Origin of the sequence: Streptomyces hirsutus (genome assembly GCF_001418415.1) — a bacterium.
In the GTDB taxonomy this organism is placed as follows: Bacteria; Actinomycetota; Actinomycetes; order Streptomycetales; family Streptomycetaceae; genus Streptomyces; species Streptomyces hirsutus.
In genome coordinates, this window is sequence record NZ_LIQT01000135.1 from 1 (window position 1) to 10,286 (window position 10,286).

Below are 10,286 nucleotides of genomic sequence, written 5' to 3' on the forward strand. Positions count from 1 at the left end.
GCGGTACGCCGACCTCGACGTCACCGCCCGCCACGACGAGCGGGAGCGAACGGACGCCGGTCTCCTCCTCACCACCCGTGACCTCGACGCCGACTCCGCCCCCGTCCACCTCCGAGCCCCCGCACTCGCCCTCCTTCTCGGCCGGCCTCGAGTCGGCCGGCAGCGGGTAGCCACCGCGCCGCGCCGCGCCACACAGCGCAGCGCAGCGCAGCACCGCACTACGCCGCACTCCCCGCCCGGGGCGCCGTTCGGCCCCGGGACCCTCCCTCCGACCGCCCTCACGAGCGTATTGGCATGCTCACCTCATAAAAGGGGTCGTGCCGTACGCCGGAAAGTGACCGTGAACCAGTCATGAGAACCGCCAGGCGGTCGACGCCGGCCGACCGCCGCACACCCGCCGCTCCCACCGCACCCGCCTCGCCCGTGCTCCTGCCGCGTCGTACGCCGCCGGCGGACGACAGCGACGGCGACAGCGACGACGACGGCCGCCCGGACCCCGTGCTCGACGTGGTCGTTCCCGTGCACAACGAGGAGAAGGACCTGGAGCGGTGCGTCCGGCGCCTCCACGCCTACCTCGTGGAGACGTTCCCGTACTCCTTCCGGATCACCGTCGCCGACAACGCCAGCACCGACGCCACCCCGCGGATCGCCGCGCGGCTGGCCCGGGACCTGCCCGGTACGTGCTGGATCCGGCTGGCCGAGAAGGGACGCGGCCGCGCGCTGCACACCGCCTGGTCCGGGTCCCGCTCCCCGGTCCTCGCCTATCTGGACGTCGACCTGTCCACCGATCTCGCGGCCCTGCTGCCGCTCGTCGCCCCGCTGATCTCCGGGCATTCGGACCTCGCGATCGGCACCCGGCTGGCGCGCGGCTCCCATGTGGTGCGCGGCCCGAAACGGGAGATCGTCTCCCGCTGCTACAACGGCCTGCTGCGCAGCACCCTCGCCGTGGGGTTCTCCGACGCGCAGTGCGGCTTCAAGGCCGTACGCCGCGACGTCGCCGAGCGGCTGCTGCCGCTGGTGGAGGACCGGGGGTGGTTCTTCGACACCGAACTGCTGGTGATCGCCGAGCGGGCCGGACTGCGTATCCACGAGGTGCCGGTCGACTGGGTGGACGATCCCGACAGCCGGGTCCACATCGTGTCCACGGCGCTGGCGGATCTGCGCGGCATGGCCCGGCTGGGGCGTGCCCTGGCCGGTGGCCGGCTGCCGCTGACCGCGCTGCGCCGGGGCGGCGGTCTCGAGCGGGTCGCGGAGCTGCCGCCGGGCCTGGCCGGTCAGCTGCTGCGCTTCGCCGCGGTCGGTGCGGCCAGCACCCTGTGCCACCTGCTGCTCTACACGGCGCTCCGGTCCTTCACCGGCGCCCAGGCGGCCAACGCGCTCGCCCTGCTGGCCAGCGCGGTCGCCAACACCGCCGCGAACCGGCGGCTGACCTTCGGTGTGCGCGGCCGGCACGGGGTGCTCGGGCACCAGCTCAAGGGGCTGGCCGCCTTCCTGGTCGGCCTCGCGCTCACCAGCGGTTCGCTGGCCGTTCTGCACCGCACCGCGCCCGAGGCCGGACCGGGTCCGGAACTGCTGACCCTGGTCCTCGCCAACCTCGCCGCGACCCTGCTGCGGTTCCTCCTCCTGCGGGCCTGGGTCTTCCCCGGCCGCGGCGCCCGCCGTACGAGAGGAACCTCCGTCTCATGAGCGGCACCCTCCGGACCGGTCACCCGGCCGACCCGTCGGACCGCGCAGACCCCGCAGACCGCGCAGCCCCGGCGCCGAGTCCGACGCCCTGGCCCGACGTCTCCGTCGTCTCCCCTCCAGGGGAAACCGGCCGGAGCCTCCGGGAGCGGCTGCGGCGCGCCGTCGCGCGCCATGGGCCCGTCCTCGCGACGTACGGCGTGCTGAAGCTCCTCGGCTTCGCCGTCTTCATGTACCTGCTCGACTCGGCCGGCGACTTCCGCGAGAAGCATCCCCGCTTCGGCGGCGGCGCCCGCACCTGGGACGTGCTGGGCAGCTGGGACGGCTGGTGGTACCAGCAGATCGCCCTGTACGGGTACGACCCGGCCCTGGAGCCCGTTCCCGGCGCGACCGGCATGATCACCCTCGAGGGCAACTCGGCGGCGTTCTTCCCCCTCTACCCGACGCTGATGCGGCTGGTCCAGGAGATCACCGGGCTCGGCCCGTACGGCGCCGGGATGACCGTCTCCGTCGTCTCCTCGTTCGTCGCGGCGCTCGGCATCCACGCGGTCACGTCCCGGCTGGGCGGTCGCCGGGCCGGTCTGGTCGCCGTCGGCCTGTGGGCGGTGTGGCCTGGTTCCGGCGCCGAGTGGGCGGTGTACTCCGAGTCGCTGTACACGGCCCTGGCCGTATGGGCCTGCCACGCCGTCATGACCCGCCGCTGGCTCACCGCCGGGCTGCTCACGTTCTTCGCCGGGCTCGCCCGGCCGACCGCCGTCACCCTGGTCGCGGCCCTCGCCGTCGCCGGGCTGATCGCGGTGTGCCGACGGCGGGAGGGTGTCCGCCGTCCGCTGCTCGCGGTGGCCGTCGCCCCGCTGGGGACGCTCGGCTACCTCGGCTGGGTCGGCCACCGCATGGGCGACTGGGGTGGGTACAGCAAGCTCCAGGACGGCGCGTGGGGCCACACCTTCGACTACGGCCGGCACAGCCTCGACGTCCTGACCTCGGTCCCCGTGGGCCATTTCGACTATCTGTTCGCGATGCCCTTCGAGGACGTCATCGGTGTCGGGGTGGTCCTGCTCGTACCGGTCCTCACCGTGCTGCTGGTCCGGCTGCGCCCACCGGCCGTGCTCGTCGTGTACACGGTGCTGTCGTATCTGATGGTGATGGGCACCCAGCAGTACTTCGGCAACGTCTCGCGCTATCTCCTCCCCCTGTTCCCGCTCCTGGTCCCGCTCGCCCTGGCCATGCGCCGGCTCCGGCTGCCCTCGCTGGTCACCGTGCTCGGGACGGCGGCGCTGGCCTCCGGGTCGTACGCGGGGTACGTCCTGTTCGAACTCGGGGTGCCGTAGGGCCTGTGCGGCGGGGCATGCCCGGGACGCGGGCCGGCGCCCGGTCAGGTGCCGAGCCAGGCGAGGGCGGCCACGGTCAGCGCGCGCACGCCGGTGTCCAGGGTGGGCTGGACCACCGGGGCGAAGAAGGGGCTGTGGTTGACCGGGATGTCCTCGGCGACGGTGCCGCCGCGGACGGCCTCGGCGTGGCGGGCGGGGTCGGTGCCGCCGATGCCCCAGTAGGTGAACGGCACGCCGAACGCGGCGGGGATCTCGCTCATGTCCTCGCTCGCGGTCTGCAGGTCGATGGTGTGCGCGTCGTCGCCGAAGTGCGCGGCGAACGCCTCGGTGACCCGCCGGGTCACCGCCTCGTCGTTGACGGTGGGCGGGAAGGAGGCGATCCGCTCGATCTCGGGTGCCTTCGGCGACCGGGACGCCTCGCACTCGGCACGGACGATCCGGCCGATCGCGTCCAGGACGTGGGCGCGGGTGGCGTCGTCGTAGGTGCGCACGTTGAGTTCGATGACCGCGCTGTCGGGGATGACGTTGGGGCCGGAACCGGCGTGGATGCTGCCGACCGTGACCACGGCGGGGGTCGTGGCGGCCAGCTCCCTGGACACCACGGTCTGCAGGCGTACGACGATCATGGCGGCCATGACCACGGGGTCCACCGCGGCCTGGGGCATGGCACCGTGCGCCCCGCGCCCGTGGACGGTGATGCGCAGGCTGTCCGCCGCCGACAGGAACGGCCCGGTGCGGGTGCCGACGTAGCCGGCCGGATAGGGCAGGACGTGCTGGGCGAGCACCACGTCGGGCCGGGGCGACGTGGAGGTGAGACCGTCGGCGATCATGGCCTCGGCGCCCTCGCCGTTCTCCTCCGAGGGCTGGAGGAGCGCCACGAAGGTGCCCCGCCAGGCGTCCCGGTTCTCGGCCAGCAGCCGCGCGCAGCCGAGCAGGCAGGTCACGTGCACGTCGTGTCCGCAGGCGTGCATGACGGGCTGCTCGGTGCCGTCCGGGCCGGTCACGGTCGCGGTGGAGGCGTAGGGCAGACCGGTCCGTTCACGCACGGGGAGGGCGTCCATGTCGGCGCGCGCCATGACGGTCGGGCCGGCGCCGTTGGCCAGCACGCCGATCACGCCGGTGCCGCCGATCCCGTCGGTGACCTCGTAGCCGAACGAGCGCAGGGCTTCGGCCCCCTTCCCCGCCGTGCGGTGTTCCCGCAGTCCGAGTTCGGGGTGCCGGTGCAGGTCCTCGTAGACGTCCTCGAGGTACGGGCGGATGCCGTCGAGGCCGGCGAGCACGGTGGGGGCACGGTCGCTCATGGGTGACGCTCCTTGCGCGGAGGGGACTGCTCTTCACCGGGGTTCCATGCTCTCGCCCTGCCCCGCCGTTGACGATCCGGCGCCGGTGCTCACGCGTCCCGGCCTCGGAACGTCCCGGCCGCGATCAGGAGCAGCGCCGCCGTGCACCCGGCGACCAGCAGCAGGGACGGCCGGGGGCCGAGGCTGCCTGCCGTCTCCGCGGTCGCGTCGGAGGTCCGGGTGAGCTTCTCCAGGGCCGCCGTGGGCGAGATGCCCGCGATCCACGCCCGGGCGTCGCCGAAGAGCGGGCCGAGGAGGGACGGCAGGAGCAGCAGGCCGATGACGGCGGTGACGGCGCCCGCCGAGCGACGGGCAACCACACCGTACGAGGAGGGCCGCCCTGACGCATACGACAGCGGGAGTGTCCGCGCCGGTGGACGGGACGCGTCCGGCGACCTCGGGTCCGGGCGGAGTCAGACCGCCGACCAGCCGTTGTCCACCGGCAGGACGACGCCGTTGATGCTGCTCGCCGCGTCGGAGGCGAGGAAGACGATGGCGGCGGCCTGCTCCTCCGGCTCGCTGATGCGCCCCATGTTGACCATGTACCGGCCGACGACGGCGGGCCCGTGGGCCTCCCGGTCGACGTCGAGGCCGGTCGCGATACCGGTCATCGTGCCGCCCGGGACGATGGCGTTGGCGCGGATGCCCTGGTCCCGGTACATCACGGCGAGGGAGCGGGTGAGGCCGAGGAGGCCGTGCTTGGAGACGGTGTACGCGGTGCCCGCCGCGCTGCCGCGCAGCGCCGCCTCGGAGGCGGTGTTGACGACGGCTCCACCGCCGGCGGAGAGCATGTGCGGCAGCACGGCCCGCGTCAGCAGGAACGGCGCCGTGAGGTTGATGCGCAGGACGCGGTCCCACTCGGCGTCGGTGACATCCACCGGCGCGGACATGCTGTCCACCACTCCCGCGTTGTTGACCAGGACGTCGACCCCGCCGAAGGCGTCGACCGCGGTGGCCACGACCTCGTCGACCACCGCACCGTCGCTCAGGTCTCCCGCGACGGCGACCGCCGTGCCGCCCGCCGACCGGATCTCGTCGACGACGCTCCCCGCCCCGTCGGCGTTCAGGTCGGCGACGACGACCTCGGCCCCCTCTGCGGCGAACCGCAGCGCGGCAGCGCGGCCGATGCCGGAGGCGGCCCCGGTGACGACGACGCTCTTGCCGGACAGACCCGCACCGGATGCGGCACCCATGAGAACTCCTCTGCTCGACGTAGGGACATGTCGATGTGCCGACGGACCGTCGGCGTTCACCGGCGTGCACCAGCGTACTGGCTTATTGTCGCAGTGTGACACAAAGGCATGGTGCGCCATTACGGCATCGCACGACATAAAATAGGGTGTTCACAGCGAGCGAAGGGGCGTACATGACCGGACGGGCCGGTGGCGCCACGGGGCGACCACCATTGACGGAGCGGCGGCGCGCCGAGACGCGCCGGGAGATCGCCGAGGAAGCGGTACGGCTGTTCGTCGCGCAGGGCGTGGCCGCGACCACCGCGGAGGACATCGCCTCCGCCGCGGGGATCTCCACCCGCACCCTGTGGCGGTACTTCCGCTCCAAGGAGGAGTGCGTCCGCCCGCTGCTCACCACGGGCCTGGAGGCCCTGGCCCGAGAGGTACGGGGCCGGAACGGCACCGTCCCCCTCGCCGAGTCCGTCCTGCACGCCCACCACGGCGCGGGCGCGGAGCAGGATCCGCGGGCCCTGCGCGACCTGGTACGGCTGTGCCGGGACGAATCGGGCCTGCGTGCCGTATGGCTGGAGGCGCACTACGACGCCGAGGCCGAGTTCGCCTCGATGATCGCCGACCGCACCGGCCGCCCCGCCGACGGCCTCGCCGTCCGCCTGGAGGCGGGCGTACTGAACACCGCGCTGCGCATCGCGGTGGAGGACTGGGCCCTACGGCCCGACCCGGCGGAGGGACCGCCCCTGGGAGACACCGTCGCGGCCGCCTTGCGCCTGATCACCCACGTCTCCGCGCCCGAAACCCCCCGGCCCGCCTGACGACCGTCCGCCCGCTCCGTCCGCTCCCGGTCCGCGCGTGCGGCCGTCGTCGCGGTGGCGGCCGGGACGCTCAGCCGTGCGAGGGCTCGGCAACGCCGGCCGTTTCGGAGCCTTCGCGACGCATCCGCTCGACGCCCCAGGCACCGAGCGGTCCGAGCGCTTGATTGAGCGCGCGCCCGTGGCCGGTCAGGGAGTACTCCACCCGCGGCGGCACCTCCGCGTGGACCTCACGGTGCACGAGCCCGTCCTCCTCCATCTCCCGCAGGTGCTGGGTGAGCATCTTCTCGCTCACTCCCGGCAGACCGCGGCGCAGCTCGGCGAAGCGGCGTACGCCATGGACGTCGAGTTCCCAGAGGATCTGCCCCTTCCACTTGCCGCTCACCACGTCGAGCGCGGCTTCGATGCCACAGATGTAAGGCCCGCGTCTCGACGCCTTGGCCATCACCGATCCCCCTTACTAATAGGTAAGTACCGCAGTAAATAGTGGGTACTTCCGAGAATAGGGGCGCTCTTCGAGCATGGAGGGGTGAACGAACGACAGAACCACACCACCCGGCGGAACAGCGCTGTCACCATGATCGGGCTCGGCCCGATGGGGCAGGCGATGACCCGCACCCTCCTCACCGCCGGCCACCCGGTCACCGTCTGGAACCGCACCGCCGGCCGGGCCGACGGGGTCGTCGCCGACGGAGCGACACGCGCGGCGACACCCGGCGAGGCGGTCGAAGCGAGCGACCTCGTGATCCTCAGCCTCACCGACTACCGGGCGATGTACGACGTCCTCGACGGCGCCACCGCATCGCTCGCCGGGCGGACGCTGGTCAACCTGAGCTCCGACACTCCCGACCGCACACGCGAGGCGGCGACCTGGGCAGCGGGCCACGGCGCCGACTTCCTCACCGGTGGTGTCATGGTCCCCGCGCCGATGGTCGGCACGGAGGCAGCCCATGTCTACTACAGCGGCCGCGGTGAGGTGCTGGAGCGCCACCTGGCGGCGTTGACACCGCTCGGCACTCCGAAGCATCTGGGCGAGGACCCGGGCCTCGCCCAGATGATGTACCAAGCCCAGCTCGCGGTGTTCCTCACCACCCTGTCCGGACTGATGCACGCGACCGCGATGCTGGGCACCGCGGGAATGAAGGCCGGGGAGGCGCTGCCGGTGTTGCTCTCCTTCGCCGATTCGATCGGCGACATCCTGAGGGCCGGCGAAGACGCCCCCGGCGCCGCGCTGGATGCCGGAGAGCATCCCGGCGATCTCAGCACGGTCACCATGATGGGTGCGACGTCCGACCACATCGTGGAGACCAGCACGTCACTCGGTCTCGATCTCACGCTCCCACTGGCCGTGCAGTCCCACTACGGGCGCGCGATCGACAACGGGCACGGCAGCGACAACTGGACCCGCATCATCGACAGCATCCGAGAACCACTCCGGCCGGACGCGGGGCCGTGAACGCGCTCAGTCCCGCCCCCGCCCCCGCTCCGCGGCCGGAGCGGGGCCGAGCCGCACCGAGGCGGGGGCCGGTGCGGCGCAGCACCCGCCTCCGCCCTGCTCGCTCTCGGCCGCGTCGAAGAGGGATGCGGTCCCGGCCGGCCCGGGAGACTCCCGTCACGCGGGCGCCCAGGCGCACACGGTCGCCGAGGACGTCGGCGAGCGGCTGGAGGTACCGCTCGGCCCAGTCACCGTCAAAGGGGTAGGTGTCCGGGGCGGGCCGCACCCAGCCGGTCGGGGCGAGCAGCTTCTCTGCGGCCGGGTCCACGAGCTCGCCCCGATCGCCTCCCACCCGGGAGGAGAGGCCTGCGCGTGCGACATCGCCGATGTCGGCGTCTCCCAGCCGACCGTCTCCCACCACCTGAAGAAGCTGCGCGAGGCCGGCCCGCTGACCTCGGAGCGACGCGGCACCCGGGTCTCCTACCAGGTCGCGCCCTCCGTGGTGGCGGTCATGGCCGCCCTGCTCGACCTGCGCGGCCGACCGGCCGCCTCCACCGCCTCCACCGAGGGTCCGCCCGTCGGTGGAGGCGGTGCGCCGTCAGCGACCCTCTCCGACAGTGGCCGTCACGGAGGGGGAGAACTTCTTGCGCCAGGCCAGGGACACATAGACCAGGCCGACCAGCACCGGCACCTCGATGAGCGGGCCGACGACACCGGACAGGGCCTGGCCGGAGGTGACGCCGAAGGTGGCGATGGCGACCGCGATGGCGAGCTCGAAGTTGTTGCCGGCGGCGGTGAAGGCGAGGGTGGTGGTGCGGTCGTAGGCGAGGCCGATCGCCTTGCCGAGGGCGAAGGTGCCGCACCACATGACGGTGAAGTACACGAGCAGCGGCAGCGCGATGCGGGCGACGTCGAGCGGCTGTGAGGTGATGGTCTTGCCCTGCAGGGCGAAGAGGATGACGATCGTGAAGAGCAGGCCGTACAGCCCCCAGGGACCGATCTTTGGCAGGAAGCCGTTCTCGTACCGCTCGCGGCCGATTTTCTTCTCGCCGATGCGGCGGGTGAGGAAGCCGGCCAGCAGCGGGACGCCGAGGAAGACGACGACGTTCAGGGCGATCTGCCACATCGAGATGTCGAGGTTCTCGCCGTTGCCGAGGCCCAGCCAGCCGGGCAGCAGGTCGAGGTAGAACCAGCCGAGCAGGCCGAAGGCCAGGACCTGGAAGACCGAGTTGAGGGCGACCAGCACGGCGGCCGCTTCCCGGTCGCCGCAGGCGAGGTCGTTCCAGATGATGACCATGGCGATGCAGCGGGCCAGGCCGACGATGATCAGGCCGGTGCGGTACTCGGGCAGGTCCGGCAGGAAGATCCAGGCCAGCGCGAACATCACCGCCGGACCGACGAGCCAGTTGACGACCAGCGAGGAGACCATCAGCTTCCGGTCACCGGTGACCGCGTCGAGCCGGTCGTAGCGGACCTTGGCCAGGACCGGATACATCATGACCAGCAGGCCGACGGCGATGGGCAGCGAGATGCCGCCGATCTCGACCTTCGCCAGGGCGTCGTTCAGGCCGGGAACGGCGCGGCCGAGGCCGAGGCCGAGGGCCATGGCGAGCAGGATCCATACCGCGAGGAAGCGGTCGAGTGTCGACATCTTCGCGGCGACCGACGCTTCCACGCCGGTGGTCGCGGATGCTTCGGTGCGGGTCACGGACAGGCCCTCTTGTTCTCGGCGGCGTGACGGGCGGACTCGGCCAGGTCGGCGAACTGCCCGGCGAGCCGGGCGATGACGTCGGGGCGGAGCTTGTAGTAGGTGAAGCGTCCGCAGGGCTCCGTCTCGACCACCCCGGCCTCCCGCAACACCCGCAAGTGGTTGGAGAGGTTGGTCTGCCGGGCGCCGGTCTCCTCCACCAGGTGGGTGGTGCACAGCGTCTCTTGGGCGAGCAGGGTCACGATTCGGAGCCTGAGCGGGTCGGCCAGAACCCGGATCAGGTCAGTGTCGACTGACGTCATCATGAACTGATACTTTCACATCAGCGGTGACTGACACCACCGGGTGTTGATATCACCCGTCCTTGATGCTCCTGAGAGGGAGACCCCCGATGCCCGACAAGCCCTCCGTGCTCTTCGTCTGCGTCCACAACGCGGGCCGCTCCCAGATGGCCGCCGCGTGGCTGACCCACTTGGCCGGGGACCGCGTCGAGGTCCGCTCCGCCGGTTCCGCTCCCGCCGACCAGGTCAATCCGGCCGCCGTCGAGGCCATGCGCGAGGCCGGTATCGACATCTCCGCCGAGACCCCGAAGGTGCTGACCGTGGACGCGGTCAAGGAGTCGGACGTCTGCGTCACCATGGGCTGCGGCGACACCTGCCCGGTCTTCCCCGGCAAGCGCTACCTGGACTGGGCCCTGGACGACCCGGCCGGCCGGGTCGTCCAGGGCCCAGTCCAGGTAGCGCTTGCCGGGGAAGACCGGGCAGGTGTCGCCGCAGCCCATGGTGACGCA

General features: G+C 72.3%; 12 protein-coding genes and 2 pseudogenes. 6 read left to right on the forward strand and 8 right to left on the reverse strand.

Annotated elements, in window-relative coordinates; translation table 11 throughout:
- Nucleotides 1-214: hypothetical protein (locus AOK11_RS10650; protein WP_055593420.1), on the reverse strand; the 214-nt coding region annotated here is incomplete at its 3' end.
- A gap of 137 nt (nt 215-351) precedes the next feature.
- On the opposite strand from AOK11_RS10650, the gene AOK11_RS10655 reads away from it, so the two are divergent.
- Together AOK11_RS10655 and AOK11_RS10660 are read left to right on the forward strand one after the other, a co-directional pair.
- Nucleotides 352-1,686 carry a bifunctional glycosyltransferase family 2/GtrA family protein gene (locus tag AOK11_RS10655; RefSeq protein ID WP_079034763.1) on the forward strand — a complete coding sequence of 445 codons (1,335 nt, stop codon included), beginning with the start codon at nt 352-354 and terminating at the stop codon, nt 1,684-1,686.
- On the forward strand, nt 1,683-3,014 hold the full coding sequence (locus AOK11_RS10660) for a glycosyltransferase family 39 protein (RefSeq protein ID WP_240497289.1): 1,332 nt from the start codon (nt 1,683-1,685) through the stop codon (nt 3,012-3,014). The genes AOK11_RS10655 and AOK11_RS10660 overlap by 4 nt, the downstream gene beginning before the upstream one ends.
- Nucleotides 3,015-3,058: 44 nt before the next feature.
- Here AOK11_RS10660 and AOK11_RS10665 read toward each other — a convergent pair whose 3' ends face one another.
- The 3 genes from AOK11_RS10665 to AOK11_RS10675 all read right to left on the reverse strand — a co-directional run bounded on the left by AOK11_RS10665 (nt 3,059) and on the right by AOK11_RS10675 (nt 5,547).
- The gene (locus tag AOK11_RS10665; protein WP_055593421.1) at nt 3,059-4,315 is read right to left on the reverse strand and encodes a M20 family metallopeptidase; all 1,257 of its coding nucleotides are present in this window, start codon (nt 4,313-4,315) and stop codon (nt 3,059-3,061) included.
- 89 nt (nt 4,316-4,404) lie between these two features.
- Nucleotides 4,405-4,674, reverse strand: a complete 270-nt coding sequence (locus tag AOK11_RS10670) for a hypothetical protein (protein WP_240497290.1) — start codon at nt 4,672-4,674, stop codon at nt 4,405-4,407.
- Nucleotides 4,675-4,767: 93 nt separating this feature from the next.
- Nucleotides 4,768-5,547, reverse strand: a complete 780-nt coding sequence (locus tag AOK11_RS10675) for an SDR family NAD(P)-dependent oxidoreductase (RefSeq protein ID WP_055593422.1) — start codon at nt 5,545-5,547, stop codon at nt 4,768-4,770.
- A 173-nt stretch (nt 5,548-5,720) separates the two neighbouring features.
- On the opposite strand from AOK11_RS10675, the gene AOK11_RS10680 reads away from it, so the two are divergent.
- Entirely contained in the window at nt 5,721-6,356 is a 636-nt protein-coding gene (locus AOK11_RS10680) for a TetR/AcrR family transcriptional regulator (protein ID WP_055593423.1), read from the forward strand.
- 70 nt (nt 6,357-6,426) lie between these two features.
- Here the strand turns inward: AOK11_RS10680 and AOK11_RS10685 are convergent, their stop codons facing one another.
- A complete protein-coding gene (locus tag AOK11_RS10685; RefSeq protein WP_055593424.1) occupies nt 6,427-6,798 on the reverse strand; it encodes a winged helix-turn-helix transcriptional regulator in 372 nt (123 codons plus the stop codon).
- 84 nt (nt 6,799-6,882) lie between these two features.
- Between AOK11_RS10685 and AOK11_RS10690 the strand changes: the two genes are divergently transcribed.
- On the forward strand, nt 6,883-7,809 hold the full coding sequence (locus AOK11_RS10690) for an NAD(P)-dependent oxidoreductase (RefSeq protein ID WP_055593425.1): 927 nt from the start codon (nt 6,883-6,885) through the stop codon (nt 7,807-7,809).
- A gap of 124 nt (nt 7,810-7,933) precedes the next feature.
- On the opposite strand, the pseudogene AOK11_RS44680 reads toward AOK11_RS10690, so the two are convergent.
- Nucleotides 7,934-8,209 (reverse strand): annotated as a pseudogene (locus AOK11_RS44680) (flavoprotein); the annotation flags it as partial.
- Between AOK11_RS44680 and AOK11_RS44685 the strand changes: the two are divergent.
- Nucleotides 8,129-8,335: pseudogene (locus AOK11_RS44685) on the forward strand (helix-turn-helix domain-containing protein); the annotation flags it as partial. The pseudogenes AOK11_RS44680 and AOK11_RS44685 sit on opposite strands and share 81 nt — an antisense overlap.
- A 51-nt stretch (nt 8,336-8,386) precedes the next feature.
- Here AOK11_RS44685 and arsB read toward each other — a convergent pair.
- Both arsB and AOK11_RS10700 read right to left on the reverse strand, forming a co-directional pair.
- Complete coding sequence (gene arsB / locus AOK11_RS10695) at nt 8,387-9,496, reverse strand: ACR3 family arsenite efflux transporter (RefSeq protein WP_055593426.1); 1,110 nt, start codon at nt 9,494-9,496, stop codon at nt 8,387-8,389.
- Entirely contained in the window at nt 9,493-9,801 is a 309-nt protein-coding gene (locus tag AOK11_RS10700) for an ArsR/SmtB family transcription factor (RefSeq protein ID WP_055593427.1), read from the reverse strand. The genes arsB and AOK11_RS10700 overlap by 4 nt, the downstream gene beginning before the upstream one ends.
- An 86-nt stretch (nt 9,802-9,887) precedes the next feature.
- Here AOK11_RS10700 and AOK11_RS10705 point away from each other — a divergent pair.
- Nucleotides 9,888-10,286, forward strand: a 399-nt coding sequence (locus AOK11_RS10705) for an arsenate reductase ArsC (protein WP_055593428.1), incomplete at its 3' end; no start/stop codon positions are given.